At 57.2% G+C, this 14,770-nt stretch carries 15 protein-coding genes and 4 pseudogenes; 11 read left to right on the top strand and 8 right to left on the bottom strand.

Annotated features, from left to right (window positions below):
• Positions 1-128: 128 nt before the first annotated feature.
• The gene (locus HIJ39_RS17420; protein ID WP_169101951.1) at positions 129-353 is read right to left on the bottom strand and encodes a hypothetical protein; all 225 of its coding nucleotides are present in this window, start codon (positions 351-353) and stop codon (positions 129-131) included.
• Positions 354-636: 283 nt separating this feature from the next.
• On the opposite strand from HIJ39_RS17420, the gene HIJ39_RS17415 reads away from it, so the two are divergent.
• From HIJ39_RS17415 to HIJ39_RS25230, 10 genes and pseudogenes are all read left to right on the top strand, one after another.
• On the top strand, positions 637-1,308 hold the full coding sequence (locus tag HIJ39_RS17415) for an FCD domain-containing protein (RefSeq protein ID WP_169101950.1): 672 nt from the start codon (positions 637-639) through the stop codon (positions 1,306-1,308).
• Positions 1,309-1,310: 2 nt separating this feature from the next.
• Positions 1,311-2,177, top strand: a complete 867-nt coding sequence (locus HIJ39_RS17410; RefSeq protein ID WP_169101949.1) for an HpcH/HpaI aldolase/citrate lyase family protein — start codon at positions 1,311-1,313, stop codon at positions 2,175-2,177.
• A complete protein-coding gene (locus HIJ39_RS17405; protein ID WP_169101947.1) occupies positions 2,174-3,394 on the top strand; it encodes a CaiB/BaiF CoA transferase family protein in 1,221 nt (406 codons plus the stop codon). Before HIJ39_RS17410 ends, HIJ39_RS17405 begins: the two co-directional genes overlap by 4 nt.
• Positions 3,395-3,443: 49 nt before the next feature.
• A complete protein-coding gene (locus HIJ39_RS17400; RefSeq protein WP_169101945.1) occupies positions 3,444-4,715 on the top strand; it encodes an MFS transporter in 1,272 nt (423 codons plus the stop codon).
• Between the two features lie 299 nt (positions 4,716-5,014).
• A complete protein-coding gene (locus HIJ39_RS24960; RefSeq protein ID WP_169101943.1) occupies positions 5,015-5,794 on the top strand; it encodes a site-specific integrase in 780 nt (259 codons plus the stop codon).
• 9 nt (positions 5,795-5,803) lie between these two features.
• A complete protein-coding gene (locus HIJ39_RS24955; RefSeq protein ID WP_169101941.1) occupies positions 5,804-6,241 on the top strand; it encodes a tyrosine-type recombinase/integrase in 438 nt (145 codons plus the stop codon).
• 94 nt (positions 6,242-6,335) lie between these two features.
• Positions 6,336-6,596 (top strand): antitoxin VbhA family protein, encoded by a 261-nt coding sequence (locus tag HIJ39_RS17385; RefSeq protein ID WP_207711763.1) that lies wholly within the window; start codon positions 6,336-6,338, stop codon positions 6,594-6,596.
• 153 nt (positions 6,597-6,749) lie between these two features.
• Positions 6,750-7,307: pseudogene (locus HIJ39_RS17380) on the top strand (Fic family protein); the annotation flags it as partial.
• Positions 7,308-7,511: 204 nt separating this feature from the next.
• Positions 7,512-7,715, top strand: coding sequence for a hypothetical protein (locus tag HIJ39_RS17375; protein ID WP_169101939.1), 204 nt, complete (start codon positions 7,512-7,514; stop codon positions 7,713-7,715).
• Positions 7,716-8,053: 338 nt separating this feature from the next.
• A pseudogene (locus HIJ39_RS25230) lies at positions 8,054-8,224 on the top strand (IS630 family transposase); the annotation flags it as partial.
• Positions 8,225-8,269: 45 nt separating this feature from the next.
• Here HIJ39_RS25230 and HIJ39_RS17370 read toward each other — a convergent pair.
• The gene (locus tag HIJ39_RS17370) at positions 8,270-8,566 is read right to left on the bottom strand and encodes a transposase (protein WP_338055230.1); all 297 of its coding nucleotides are present in this window, start codon (positions 8,564-8,566) and stop codon (positions 8,270-8,272) included.
• 25 nt (positions 8,567-8,591) lie between these two features.
• Positions 8,592-9,050: pseudogene (locus tag HIJ39_RS17365) on the bottom strand (winged helix-turn-helix domain-containing protein); the annotation flags it as partial.
• A 273-nt stretch (positions 9,051-9,323) separates the two neighbouring features.
• Here HIJ39_RS17365 and HIJ39_RS25225 point away from each other — a divergent pair.
• A complete protein-coding gene (locus HIJ39_RS25225) occupies positions 9,324-9,734 on the top strand; it encodes a thiamine pyrophosphate-dependent enzyme (protein WP_169101935.1) in 411 nt (136 codons plus the stop codon).
• A 58-nt stretch (positions 9,735-9,792) separates the two neighbouring features.
• On the opposite strand, the gene HIJ39_RS17355 is transcribed toward HIJ39_RS25225, so the two are convergent.
• From HIJ39_RS17355 to HIJ39_RS17335, 5 genes and pseudogenes are all read right to left on the bottom strand, one after another.
• Positions 9,793-10,353 carry a FumA C-terminus/TtdB family hydratase beta subunit gene (locus tag HIJ39_RS17355; RefSeq protein ID WP_169101933.1) on the bottom strand — a complete coding sequence of 187 codons (561 nt, stop codon included), beginning with the start codon at positions 10,351-10,353 and terminating at the stop codon, positions 9,793-9,795.
• Positions 10,353-10,559, bottom strand: a pseudogene (locus HIJ39_RS17350) (fumarate hydratase); the annotation flags it as partial. The pseudogene HIJ39_RS17350 and the gene HIJ39_RS17355, both read right to left, overlap by 1 nt.
• Positions 10,560-10,610: 51 nt before the next feature.
• The gene (locus HIJ39_RS17345; RefSeq protein ID WP_169101931.1) at positions 10,611-12,236 is read right to left on the bottom strand and encodes an RNA-guided endonuclease TnpB family protein; all 1,626 of its coding nucleotides are present in this window, start codon (positions 12,234-12,236) and stop codon (positions 10,611-10,613) included.
• Positions 12,193-12,585 (bottom strand): IS200/IS605 family transposase, encoded by a 393-nt coding sequence (gene tnpA, locus HIJ39_RS17340; RefSeq protein WP_169101929.1) that lies wholly within the window; start codon positions 12,583-12,585, stop codon positions 12,193-12,195. Before tnpA ends, HIJ39_RS17345 begins: the two co-directional genes overlap by 44 nt.
• A 210-nt stretch (positions 12,586-12,795) precedes the next feature.
• The gene (locus HIJ39_RS17335) at positions 12,796-14,433 is read right to left on the bottom strand and encodes a helix-turn-helix domain-containing protein (protein WP_169101927.1); all 1,638 of its coding nucleotides are present in this window, start codon (positions 14,431-14,433) and stop codon (positions 12,796-12,798) included.
• Between the last annotated feature and the right edge of the window lie 337 nt (positions 14,434-14,770).

Below are 14,770 nucleotides of genomic sequence, written 5' to 3'. Positions count from 1 at the left end.
AGAACGTTGGAAAGGGCATCATCAAGGGGGAGCACTTATCCACAGCCGTGATTTGTCCAGTTATGAAAAACCCTCACGTGATATATTGTACGTGATACAAACGAGAACCCCGCTACGTGCAGGCGAAATTATCCGGCAACGCCTGTTTGTCCGCGACGTTGCTGCCCTCCGTGCCACCGTTCAAACCGCCGCAGCGCCCGCGCTTCCGCCACATTCTGTGGTTCGCTATCGCCCATTGCATTCCCCAGCAACCCGGCTAATTCCTGCACCCGCCGGTCGGAGAGACCTTGGGTCCGCAGCGCTGCCAGCCAGGCGTCGACGGCGGGGCCCAGCGAGACTGAATTCTGCCACATGTCATGCCCCCCGAAATTTACCCTCCATTCTAGATGTTGGATGATACAGGAATCCTGTCCATCGATCGACTCCGAATCACAGCAAGTGGTTGGCCCCGCAACTGCTTACACCTAAGCAGGCTCTTGCCAACGCGTGGTATCCGTGAACCAAGCTGCCGGATGACGGTCGAGGCTCTCGAGAACTTCTTTGGTTCTAATTTGTCTGCATATTGACATTGGAGCCAAGAAATTAAATAATATGTCCTGGATTCTGGATCCAATATCCCAAAATGGAGTGAGTCGTGTGGATTCGGTTGCCGTTCGGACGGTCAGGGATCAGGTTGCAGATAGCTTGCGGCGGGCCATCTTTCGCGGAGAACTCCTACCGGGCCAAAGTGTTGGACAGGAAGACATTGCACAGCGGCTGGGTGTCTCGCGCATGCCTGTTCGCGAAGCCTTTCATATTCTTGAGCATGACGGGTTGTTGGTTTTGCAAAATCATCGGCGAGCGGTGGTGCGCGAGTGGACCCCTGAGGATATTGCGGATCATTATACGATCCGCGGCCTGCTGGAGGGAGAGGCCGCCGCGCGGGCGGCCCAGGACCCGAGTGCGCATCAAAGCATCCGTATCGCTCACGAGGAAGCCCAACAATTAGTCCACCACGATGATGCCAAGGGCTTTGTGCAAGCCAATGAAGTGTTACATCGCGAAATTTGGGAAGCGGGCGGTAGCCGGCACCTAATTGAATTGCTTAACCAACTATGGCATGGGCTTCCGCCGCATTTGCCCGAACTTATCCCTGGACAAATGGGCCGGTCGAACACCGAACATAACCAAATCGTCGAAGCCATCACGGCAGGACTCGGCGAACTTGCGCGCAAACGGATGCAAGAACACATTCTCCGTAGCCGCAACGACTTTCTAGAGCGAAGTGGCGGTGGCGGATTCCCGTTCGGCGCCCGAGGAGTGAAGTGACGATGTCTTGTTTTCTCTTTGTGCCGGCAATTGAACAGCGAAAATTTGAGAAAGCGCGGCAAATTGCTTGCGCCGGAATCATTCTCGATTTGGAAGATGCGGTTGAACGATCGCAAAAGGTGGTTGCGCGGGAGAGTGCGGCGGAGTTGCTTCGTAGACCCCGAACAAAACCCGTCTACGTCCGGATCAACGCCGCAAGCACTCCATGGTGGCGCGAGGATTTGGACGCCATCGTAGAAGGGCGCCCGGATGCAGTCGTGGTGCCGAAAGCCAGCGATCCCGCAGCTGTTCGTGCCATCGATGAGTACATTAGCATGTTGGAAGCGCGAAACGGCCTCACGAAAGGCCAAATCCGGTTGGAATTGATCCTTGAGACCGCGCGCGCCGTGATGCGCATGGAGACTCTTCTTACGGCGTCACCTCGAGTGGCCCGTGCCACCATCGGGATGGCAGATCTGTGCCAGGACTTGGGAATCGATTGGGCGGCCGCCTTAAAGGGGGAACCGCCCCTATTTTTGGCGGAACGTACGCAATTGGCGGTGGTCTCCCGCGGCTTAGGACTTTTGGCCCCCCACGATTCCGTCTTTATGGACTTTCAGGATGACGCGGGGTTGATTCGGGATGCAGAGATCGGCCGCCGCTTGGGGTGCGCTGGCAAACATGTCATTCATCCCCGCCAAATCGATCCCGTCAATGCAACCTACGCGATCACGCCGGAGGAGCGGGAACGGGCGCGGCGCATCGTGCAAGCGTATGAGGAAGTCCGGCTTAAGGGCCGAGGCGCGACTCTCATCGATGGCTTACTCGTTGACGAACCTGTGGTACAACGAGCCCGCGAGGTACTTATGCGAACGGAGGCTCAGCGATGACGGAAACGAAGGGTGCGCGTCCGCTTGCCGGAGTTCGGGTACTCGATCTCTCGACGATGATTGCCGGACCTACGACCGCCTCGTTACTGGCCGACTTCGGTGCCGAAGTGGTTAAAGTGGAGAGGCCAGGCGTGGGGGATCCCCTCCGGCAATTCGGGGCTCAAAAGTCTGGACGTGGATTGTACTGGCGTACCCTCAGCCGCAACAAGGCCAGCGTGGCCCTTGATCTGCATCATGTGGAAGCCCAGGCGATTCTTCGAGACTGGATTCCACAATTTGATGTGCTTGTCGAAAACTTTCGACCCGGGACTTTGGAGCGTTGGAACGTAGGCCCAGATCAGCTCATGGCTCGGCACCCGGCTCTGGTTGTCCTGCGGGTAACCGCATTCGGCCAATCTGGTCCATATCGCGATCGTCCCGGGTTTGGCACGCTGGCCGAGGCGATGAGTGGGATTGCCGCGGTCACAGGGTACTCGGACCGCCCGCCGCTTTTGCCGGCCTTTCCACTTGCCGACATCATGGCAGGATATCTTGGGGCGAGCGCGTCTTTGGCCGCCGCGTGGCGCGCCAAAGCCACGGGGCAGGGCGAGGTAATCGACCTGGCAATTTATGAGGCCATCATGAAGCTCATCGAACTCCAAATTCTCGAGTACGACCAAAACGGCACCCTTCACGAGCGGAGAGGCAACCAAATTGAAGACACGGCTCCACGAGGAGCCTATCAATGCCGGGATGGGCTGTGGCTCGCCTTGTCGACAAGCACTCCGTCCACCGCCATGCGCCTCTTGCAGGCCATCGGTGGGGACGCTCTTTCGGGGGACCCCCGATTTCAGACCAACGCAGACCGCGTGCGCCATGCCGACCTGCTGGACGACTTGGTCGCCCAGTGGTGCCGCGAGCGCCCCCGGGCATTGGCACTTGCGGAACTGGAGGCCATGGATTGTGCAGCGGGGCCACTGGAAGATGTGGCGACGATGCTCGAGAATCCGCAAGTCCGCGCTCGCGAAAGCGTCACCACGGTCGAGGATCCCGTTCTCGGCTCGATACGAATGTTGAATACCATACCACATTTCATGAACGCTCGCCCGGCCCACTTGTCGCCTGGGCCTGACGCGGTAGGCGCGGATACGTTACGCGTCTTGCAGCGCGATTTAGGGTTGACTGAGCCGATGCTCGCGGACCTCGCGCGAAGGGGGGTGATCGGCATAGGGTCCTAGGTCTAGCTAAAGTGGAATCGGTCGTCTGTAGTGAAAGGAGGCATCTATAATGAAACCCACAAATGTTCGGTGGGGGGTCATCACGTTGCTGTTCTTTGCCACGTCTATTAACTATCTTGATCGGACCAATCTTTCGGTGGCGCTGCCTGTGATGGCCAAAGACTTCCATTGGACACCGATCTTGATGGGGTCGATTTCCGCCGCGTTTGGAATTACGTACGGACTGGCACAAATCCCCATTGGTCCGTTGATTGATAAAATCGGGACACGCCTGACATATGTCTGGTCCATGATCATTTGGTCGCTTGCATCGATGGCGACGGCTATCGGCAATTCATTCGGGTCTATCTACATCTTTCGTTTAATTCTCGGTGTTGGGGAGGCGCCGGCATTCCCAGCTGCCACGAAAACGGCGGCCGACTGGATTCCCCGGCCCCAACGCGGCGTCGCCACAGGATTTTTCACGGCCGGGGTGAACATGGGCTCGGCGATTGCCCTTCCTTTGGTGGCATGGCTTGTCACAGTCTACGGATGGCACGCGTCGTTCATCGTGACCGGGTTGTTGGGGTTTTTATGGCTAATCGTTTGGCTGGTCTTTTATCGCAATCGGCCTGAGAACCGGCGGATGAACGATGCCGAGCGGGAACTAATTGAGACCGGCGTGGACGACGTAAAAGAAGAGCAGGACCGCGTCCCCTGGACCCGACTCTTTTCCTATAAGTCAACATGGGGCCTAATGCTTGGGTACTTCTGCCAAGTCTACATCATGTATGTCTTCATTACGTGGCTTCCATCCTATTTAGTCGATTCGCGACACATGACACTACTCCATACCGGAATCTATGGGACGCTACCGTTTATTTTCGGGACCATTAGCGCCTTTCTCGGCGGCTGGTTATCCGATCTCTGGGTGCGAAAAACGGCCAATGGGCGGAAATGGGCAATGAGCTTGGGCCTCGTGGTCGGACTGGCGGTCATCCCGGCCGCATTTGTCACATCAACTGGTTTAGCTTTGTTCTTCATAACAGTGGCAGAATTCGGGGTGATGTTCTCCAATGGTGCTGCTTGGGCGACCTCCTCGGAAATTGCACCCCGTGGCCAGAAGGCCTCCGTGGCTGGGATGCAGAACTTCGGTGGCAATGTCGGTGCCTTCTTGGCACCGTTGGTGACCGGAATTTTGGTGCAAGCAACCCATTCTTTCGTGGCAGCCCTCGTGTTATCCGGCGTTTTGGCTTTCATCGGCGCGGTTTTGTACTTTGTGATGTTGCCGCAATCGCGCACGCAGGAGTTGGTAACACAAAGACTACACACGGCAAGCTGAAGGCGCACCTCGTACTAGGTCGGGAGTGGAAAGGCGGTTACCCAAACTCGGTGACTTGATAATCGAACTAAAGATGTCAGACTATGCTATTGCTGCGGACTGTTAGCGGCCTGGTGCGCAAGGGGGGGATCCCGCGGATCCCTCCCATTCGCTGGCGCGAAACAACGACGTGTGGCGATCCTAGCAAACAAGCTGGCAAGTGCCGATTCCATTGAACCCCGATTTGTATACTCGACGGGTTGCGGTAGGAGGACTTCCACCTACCCGTCACGAACCTTTAGCGTGGTGATGCCAACCCCATGCCAAACCGTGTGAAAGAACCCCACGCCAAAGATCCGCGCAAGCTGGCCTCGGGCCGCTGGCAAGCCCGGGTGACGTACTATGACCCAGACACCGGCAAGCGCCGCGAGACCAGCCAGACCTTTGCAACCGAAAGGGAAGCCAAAAAGTGGAGTCGCGAACAAGAAGCCCGGTATCGCAACGATCCGAATCACAAGCCCCCGAGTGAAGAGACGGTCGGCGGGTACCTGGACCGATGGTTTCCGCAAATGCTGTCGCAGCGATCATTGCGGCCGTCCTCGGTGCAACGCTATCGGACGGACATGGAACACGTCCAACGGTTGATCGGGCAGATCCCCTTGAAGGCCCTGACGCCGCTGGACATCCAAAATGTCTACACCCGTTTGCTGGCCGAAGGCAAGTCGCCCGCCACCGTGCGACATGTGCGAGTGATTCTCCACGGCGCTTTGCAAGATGCCGTCACCTGGGATCTGGTGGCCAAAGATCCCACGCGGGGCACAAAAGCTCCCAAGATCCCCAAACGGCGAGAACTGTACATCCCCTCGGTGGAAGACGCCCGCAGATTGTTGCAGACCGCCGAATCGGATAGGCTTTTTGCTCTTTGGGCCTTTCTGGCGCTAACGGGGTGTCGCCGGGGGGAAGCGTTGGCCCTGCGGTGGTCCGATATTGATTGGGGTCGCCGCGTGGTGACCATTCAACGCACGCTGTCCGGGTATGGTGCGAAGCGCACCACGAATCCCCCGAAAACCTCAACAGGTCGCCGTGTTGTCGCCCTCTAGGACTATCTCGTGAAGGTGTTATCGCAGCATCGGCATCAACAACGTATCGAAAAAATGGCGGCAGGTCCTGCATGGCACGATGGGGGATGGGTGTTCACGACACGCCACGGCACATGGCTCGCGGGCGGGCATGTCTATGATTCCTTCAAGCGGCTCATTCGGCACGCCGGGTTGCCGGACACCTTGCGGCCCCATGATCTTCGTCACGCGATGGCGTCATACTGGCTGGTCGCCGGAATCCCCATCAAGGTCGTCAGCGAACGCTTGGGACATGCGAACATCACGATCACGCTGGATATTTATGGGCATTTGCTCCCCCACATGCAAGCCGATGCCGCGAACAAAATGGATGCTTGGATTACGGGGTCGGCTTCTGAAATACCCACACAATACCCACACGAACGCAGAGAATCGGTAGAATTGGACCGAAAACACGATACCACGTAAACTCATAACCGTCGCCAAACCCTTGATTCGCAAGGATCCCGCATGGCCTACATCCGGCGAGCTGTTGAGGAGCGGATGGCGCGGGAGCAACGGAATGGGCGGTAGAGTCAATCGAGAGGTGGTATACTTAATGAAGGAGGGAGGCACCCTGATGAAAACCGTGCCTTTAATCAGTGAACAAGAACGCGCTCGCCGCGAAGAGGCGGTGCGATTCGCGCGTAATAGTGTGCGGTTGGAAGGATTTATTCTGAACCAGGAAGCGGAGGCGTTGAACCGACGTTATATTAACGGTGAACTGACTAGTGTGGAACATACCGCCGCTTTATTAGCTTTAGCTGGATTACCCGTCCATTAATACCATGCCTCTCGACGAAGGAATCATCACTTTTGTCCGCATTAAAGAACTGGAAGAATTTCCTGTTGTTGGTCAGTTTGATATCGCCCACCTGCGCGAGATCCACCGCCGCATCTTTCAAGATTTGCCGCATCATGGACCGGACAATTTAGACAGGCCGCAGCCGCCTGGGTCAAAGCCCGTGAATTAGAGTCAGGAGACCATTACTATGTGCCTTACGCGCCACGACGCATTCTGGAATCAGGACTCTCACAAGTCTTAAACGCCCTCCATGGACCTGAGGCCTTTCGGGGTTTGTCTCTGGATCGCTTTGCCGTACGCATGGCCCAGTTGTACGCCGCTCTCGACTACCTACACCCGTTTAGTGAGGGCAACAGCCGCACCTTACGCACGTTTACCCGCCAACTCGCCCGTGAAGCGGGATTCGATTTGGACTGGTCTTTAAGCAATGCGGATGGGGTGGCGCGCGATCGGCTTTACCGAGCCCGGGATTTGGCCGTCATTAACCGGGGGTTTCCGGGGCTCAACGAACAGCGGGCCATGGAAACGGATAACCGGATGGAATACGAAACCTATTGGGTGCTTCAAAAACTCCAAAAGGCCATTCCGTTAGACGTCATCATTCGGGAGTGCACATTCTATCGCCGTTCTCCTCAAGCTTCACCACCCATGGAACGGGAAGGTCACGAGGAAGAATACGAGCCCGAGTAGCGGCGGTTCGCCCCGCAACGGCTGCCGCCCAACCCGCCGCGCCCCCGTCGCCCTGCGGAGTGACCGGGCCGGGTGGGAATCAGACACTCTTTATGATCACAAAGGGGAGCCAGCCAGCAGGACTTCTTTCTCGCTGTCACGAAACATGGCTCAGGTGATGACCATCCTATGCCAATCAGAATCTCTCAAAGCAGTATGTTGGGTATGAGTGGACATCACGCGGGGTCGCCCATGCGAACCTCCTGCTGGGTGGTCCCGGGGTGGGTGTCCCAGGACGCGATCGCCCAGTGGCTGGGCACGCTGGCCACAGAGACGATACCGGGCTGGGGTGTCACGTATCGCTTTAACCCCTGCACCAGGGCATACGAGACCGAAGTGTGGCTGTGGACGGACGAGGCCGCCTGGTGAGCCAGGATGGGGGGCACAGTTGTTGCGGAGGAGAAGGAGTTTCCGCCCCTCATCGCGAACCCTGGGCATGGTGATGACAACCCCATGGCAACCCAAGCGGGAGAACCGTACGCGACGGAACCCGGCCTCGCGGATCTTTTCGTCTTTGGTCCTGGCACTTTGCTGCCGCTACTAGGCCGACTGATCACGGCTTCAACCAAGGTCCACTGGTATCGATCCCGGTGTGGCGTTGGAGCTCGTCCCCTGGTCGGGTTCGGTACAATTAAAGGGGACGGCAGAGCAGTGTAACTGGGGTTCCTAGGTTTCGGTATGTCTGATGATGTGGTCCTCCGTACTCGCCCAACCTGAACAACACTGAGCGGTTGTGGAAGTGGCTACGCGAAAAGGTGATTCTCAACACATACTTCCCAAATTTGGACGCCATCCGCCGGGCGATCGCCAGATTTTTGGCCTACCTGGCCACCGTCCCCGACGAAATTCAGTCCCGCTTGGGCCGACTTCCGGCGTAGAACCGGAAGAAACTAAGGTCCATTCATATAGAGGCTTTTCCATGATTACCGCCGAGGTAGAAACCGGAGGTCCAACTCGGGATGGGCGGCCAGGTAGGGTTGCAAGACCTTCGCATGATGGATTTTGGCATTGTCCAAAATCAGGTGAATGGTCTTCTCGGGAAAGGTGGCCCGCAGGGTCTCCAAAAAGGCCTGGAATGTCTCGGCGGTGGCATGGTCGGCCTCGGTAATCACGATCTGGCCCGTCGCGGGCGCGACGGCCCCAAATAACGTCGCGCTCGCATGTTTGCCGGTCGTCAAGACGTGTTTTTGCCGCCCTTGGAGATACCAGGTGGCGCCGATCGCCTGATAATCGCGGATGTGGGCTTCATCCTGGAAGATTATGATGTCGTGGTCGGTGGCGTTTTTTTAGCGTAGCGAGCTCCTCCCGGAACGCGGTTTGGCGGGCGGGATCGGCCTTGGCGAGGACGTAGGTCGGCCGCGTCCAGGTAAATCCGTGCCGGTGCAACCAGCGGCGCAGACCGCCGCGCGACATGGTGATCTGATAGCGATCCCGCAAAAAGGCCTGGAGCACCCGAGAATCCCAGTTGGCCGAGATGCCGTAGCCAACCGCCGCCGGGGACGACTGCAGGGCGGTGAGGATCTCGGCTTCGATGGCAGCCGGGATTTTCGTGGGTTGCCCGGAACTATGGCGAGGCACCAACGCCTCCGGTCCTCCGGCATTCCAAGCGCGGACGTAGGTGCTCACGGTACGAGCCGACACGCCAAGAATGTCGGCCGCGGCCGGATAGCCTTCCCAGACGAGTCGGACCGCCATGAGTCGGAGCCGTAGCCGGGCCTTCGGGGTTTTTTCTCCAGTTGCCGGAGCTCGCGAACACTATAACCGTGGGACTGGGTGATTTTCACCATCGGGAATCCCTCCTCGGCAGAGGGTCTTCGCCATCGATCGCTTTAGATCCTTTGAGTATGGAAAATCCTGCGAAACTTAAGGTGCATTAATATAGCTGATCCGCGCGGCGCGCGCATGCTCTGGTGGGTGATGGTAGCTTTCTCTTAATGCATTCGGAGCTTTTTACCAGTCTTCAGGAAAGCATCCCGGGTGATTTTCGACAACCAGGGATTTGGCTCCATTCATAGCCTTCAATGCGCACACGGATCGGAGGGCTTTGGAACGGAGTTTTTGGCCCGAAATCCAGTGAGTGGGAAACTGGATGGAAGACGCGTCACAGTCGATTATGCGAAAATCGCAGAAGGGTTGGGAGCGCGCGGTTGTCATGTTGAAACCGAAGATGAACTCCACGAGGCACTAGCGGATTCCCGGATGCCGGGCCCGAGTGCTGTCGTCGATATAAAGGTACTACCCGGAACCTCCACGGACACCTACGATAGCTGGTGGCGAGTGGCCGTGTCTGCGTCGTTGTCAGCCCCTGCTGTCCAAAGGGCCTGTCGACAATTGGAAGAGCAACTAGCGAGCGCACGATGGGAATTACGGCCAGAAGACAGAAAGTAGGCCACTTGATTGTCAGCGAGGTCGGCTGTTCAGCCATCTGCCCCGTTCTCGTGGCAATCTATGACATGTGTCGAAACGTGGACTGCCCCTCTTGATAGAAGTCTCGGCCTGCGCAGTCCATGAGAACGATGGCGGGAAAGTCCTTAACCGCGAACTCGTACATGGCCTCGGGACCAAGTTCAGGGAATGCCAGAATCCTTTGTCCAACAATGGTTCGACTAAGAAGGGCACCGAGTCCACCGATAGCACCGAAGTATACGGCTTGGTGCTGGACGAAGGCCTCTTTGACCGCTTGGCTCCGATAGCCCTTGCCAATAGTGCCCTTCAATCCGAATTCCAAGAGTTCTGGTGTATACGGGTCCATGCGGCTTGAAGTAGTGGGCCCGGCAGCTCCGACGACCTGCCCTGGTGCTGCAGGCCCCGGTCGCACGTAGTAAAGGATGTGGTTGGTCAGATCGATGGGGAGAGGTTCTCTGGCTGCAATGAGGTCGTGCAACCGTTGGTGGGCGGCGTCCCGACCGGTCAGCACGGTACCTGACAAGAGGACGGGAGTGCCGGCGCTGAGTTCCGTTAATCGGGACGGGTCGTCAATAGGACAGGTGAGGTGTATGGATGGCATTAGAGAACGCGCACTCCTTTCCGGGCTGAATGGCATTGCAAGTTGACGGCCACGGGAATGCTGGCGATGTGGCGAGGGGCCGTTTCAATGTGGACGGCCAACGCGGTCGTGATCCCGCCGTACCCTTGCGGGCCAATCCCGAGACGGTTAATTTCCTCGAGCCACGCACGTTCCAAGTCTCTCGTGTCCGCTTCATGGTGTCCAACGCCGATGTCTCCTGAACCTCCCCACGGCTAAATCCGGGGGGTTCTAAAAACCTAGACCTTCACACTCTCAGCGGCTCTCGCTTCCACTTGCCCCTCTTCAGGGACTCCCAAGGGTCGCGCGGAAGTTACAACATCCGCTGCCTTATGCTCCGGCAAGTTCTCTTTCTCGGACGACCCACTCTGACTCGGGCCGCTGGGATAGCGGCCAAAGGAGGACGGCAGCGGCCGTCCACTTGCAGGTTGATTTGTCGTGGCCCGTTGCCAAGCCGTCCGCAGGAGCGGTTCCGCACCTGGCCAAGGCTCGGTAGCCCTGGCGACTTGGAGAGCATCATCTTCGACAAAACGGGCCAGATACGCACTGAACAGATCCCGTTGCATGGTGACGCCACACCCACACGTGTGGATGCGCTCGGAAAGCCGTTTCTTGTGTTTCTGCCCGCAGAGACAGGTTTGCGATAAGGCCGTCGTGCGCGTGTTGAATTCGATGACCTGCCCGCCAGCACTTTCAGCCTTGCGGGTTAAGATCGACAAAAACAACTTCGGGGCTCGAACACTGATCGATCGGCCAAAGCGCTTTTGAAAAGCCTTGTAGCTCAACTTTTCGGTTTTGATCGTGGTGCCCTGGGCCATGACCTGATTCGCCAATTGCCCGTGCAACGTTTTGCGGTGAGCCGTTTCCCGGCGGGATAGTTCCTGCAGGCGGTTCTCCGTGAATTGCTGCTGTCGGCTTGTGTTCGTGGGGCGCTTTCCTTTGATGACGCGGCCTTGAGCATCATAGCAATCCGGATTGTTCGCACGGCGTTGGCGATCCAGATGGCGTTGGAGGCGGCGAATCTCGGCGTGATCGTGAACGACTTCTTCTGCAAATTGCCGGAGGTCCGCCCGCGTTTCTCCGACGATGGCAATCGTCGAGGGACCGATGTCCAGTCCGACGATGTCAGAGCCATAGGGATGACGAAACTGCCCTGTCTTCGGGTCGATTTTTCGCATCGGGAGACCTTCGCAGACTAACTGGGCAAACCAACGGAAACGCCCGTTGATGGTGCGCCGCACGAGCCGCACGTATTTGATGCGATGAGCGAGCCCATAGGCAATGACCGGATCGCGATCGGCGTGCGGCACCATGGGAAGAATCAAGTCGCCCCAATGCAGCGCGTCATTGCGCCAGCGAAGGCCAGCGGCGTTCGATTTCCCTTCCAAGCTGCTAATCTGGTGAAGTCCTCGCTGGCCTTTGAAACGGACTTTTTTGGCTTGGGCGAGTGCCATTCGGTTGACGGCTTGAAAGGCCCGCTTTGTGAGCGTCTGCCCAATGACGGCATCCACATGATCGCCAATCCAGGATTGATGGATCGCGGTGGCATATTGCGACAGGGCAAATTCGGTGAATCCCACGGCTTGGCGCGCTCGAGCGAAGGCCGCCGCCCGTTGTTTCGGTTGGGTCCGCGCAAGGCGGCGGGCGGTTTGATAAGCGCGAGACTGTTGGAGGAGCCGAAGCCGCTTCAGCGCCTCTCCGAGCAGGGCATTGTAGAGCTGTCGCGCGGCCTCAAAGCGAGTCTGCAAGGTGTCTTCTTGCGTCGGAATGACCCGCAAGGGCACTTCGCAGACAAAGGACGGTGTGGTAGCCCGCCTACGTTCAGACCGACTTTTGGTTTTCAATGTACTGCTTGATGACGGCAAGCGGGGCACCTCCCACCGTTGAAACAAAATAGGAATTTGTCCACAAACTGGGCAGGCGACTCGTCAGCCACGGAAACTCTTGTCGCAACAGCCGCGAAGAACGGCCTTTGAGCTGCTTCACCAATTTGTGGATGCCGTATTGGGGATCGACTTCGATGAGCAAATGCACATGATCCGGCATCACTTCCATCTCAATCACTTCGGCGTCGTGTTCTTGGGCGACCTGATGAATGATGTCCTTCAAGCGTTCATCCACGCCACCCACTAATACGCGCCGCCGATACTTCGGGCACCAGACCACATAATATTTGCACGAATACACGACATTGTGATTGGATTTGTAGCCCATGGGATCATTATACATCCTAATGCGGTCTAATCCGAAACTCTTAAAAATCTTTGGCCCTCACGGGCCACGGGCTTATATCCCCAGGCGTAAACGCCGGGGCTTTACGCCCGAATTTGGTAATGAGCCCCTTGGATATGGTCGCCACGGTCATCGCCTCCGTGCATGTTTGGTCTCATTATACCGAAATGCCTGCGGAAGAATGCCGGGCTTCTACGGCGCCTTCTCATCCTTATTGGCTCGCCGCATCTGTTCAATCATTTGTTGGGCTAACTGGCGTTGGTCGGGCGTGAGCCCCGCCAGCGGATCATCGGGCGTCCGGTCCTCGGTTGCCGCCCGGGATGAGGGAGCCATGGGAGGGCGAACGGTTTGAATAGACGTCACCACACCCTGAACCCGGTCCCGCGCGGGGTCAATGGGCCGATCCGTGTATCGGGGATTCGCGGCCCGCAACCACCAGTGATCACCATCCATCGGGTTCGCTTCACGGATGAGATACTTCAGCGTCGTTTCTCCATCCACCAGAGCCACCACCATGCTGTTCGGCGGCACGTCTTCCCAACGATCTGTCCGTTGCACGATGACCAAATCGCCTTCGCGAATGCCGGCCCCAATCATCGAATCCCCGTGAACCTCTAAAGCGAAGTCGCCGGGGATATTGTCAGCAACCCAGGCTGAACCACGACGGTCCACCTGTGTCTCAAGAGGAATACCGGCTACAATGCGTCCATAAATCGGAACCTCGCGAACCGGAAGGATGTCGCGAATACGAAGCTCAAGCGGATGAGCCGACTCGCTCTCTGATGTTGAACGTGCCCCTCGTAACAACAACGCCAACGGTGTGTTCAAGGCTTTGGCCAGTCGGTCGAGTACATCAAGAGTGACCGGTGCGTCTCCGGATTCCCATTGTGACCATTGTTGTGACGAGACGCCAACCAACTTGGCTGCCTGTTGGATTGTCCATTGCTGGGTTTTCCGTCGTTTGCGAATTTCCGCGCCGATTCGATGCCAATCCAGGGTTCCCGTTGTCGCGTCTTCGGTGTTCCGCGTTGGGGTATTTGCGGATTGCGGGGGACTGGGGACTCGAAGTTGAAGATCTAAGACCATCGAGCGGTACATCTCGACGTCTAACCGGTCGTGGGTCTTGTCCATCGCTCGGTCAAAGGCAACGCTTAACTTCTCGTAGTCATCATAGCCTCGAATCCATTCCTTGCGGTGGCGCCCGACCCCCGTGATGCGACCCATCACAAACGCTAAGGCGACTAAATCAGCGAACCCACTCTGACCCACCGTACAGGAATGTACAATGGCCCATAGCCAGACACCGTGAAGCCGTTCCAATTTGCGATATGGTAGTTTGTCCGGGCCGGTAGGGAATATGCCCTGATGCTCCAGCTTCGACCAATCTTCCTCGGTAATACCGGTAATAGGGATAGACCAATTGGCATTCCATCGACGGATCGTATCTTCTACTGACAGACCATTTTGTTCCCGACAGAGTTTTACGTATGCGCCTCCATTACGATTCCACCACTCGACTCGGGCGGGGGCCACCTTTCGGATGGGCCACTCAATCACGTCCATGGCCACGTCGGTTACCGTGTCGGCATCCATATATCCTGCGATGACGGCCATGGCCAACTGTGGTATTCCTAGTCCCCGTGCAATTTTAAGTGCGATTTCCGTGCGAGGCCGTTCGATAGCGCGGGTGTTTCCAAGGGCGACCGCGATAGTTGACCGCGACACCTCACAACGCTCCGCAAACTGCGAAATGCTCCATCCACGTTCGAGGCGCATAGCTTCGAGAAAGGTTCTCCACGAAGGGCTGTTGGATATTTCGGCAACCATCATAACGATCCTCCACTTATCTAGTAACCACAGTCTACCCATGTTGATGCAAAAAACCAATATTGTCAACCAATTTCTTACTCCAGGCTACTCGTGATAATCCGACCGCTTCCGGGGGTTGAAGTGTATTGCCGATGTTGACAACGGTTGAGAAGGGGCCTAAGATGAGATTACAATAATATTGACAACTACTCGGAGGTTTACAATGCACACCGTCTTGAAGATTCTTCGGACCAACCGCGGGCTCACCCAGAAGGTACTAGCTGGTAGGTAAAGAGGGGCCTCGGGGCTTGGCTGTGGTAGCGAGTGCCCCTTGAGCGCCCTCCTCCCCATAGAACCG

Source organism: Sulfobacillus harzensis (assembly GCF_012933365.1).
Classification (GTDB): domain Bacteria; phylum Bacillota; class Sulfobacillia; order Sulfobacillales; family Sulfobacillaceae; genus Sulfobacillus_B; species Sulfobacillus_B harzensis.
The sequence above is the reverse complement of the archived record's forward strand: the minus strand, read 5'-3'. Positions and strand labels throughout refer to the sequence as shown.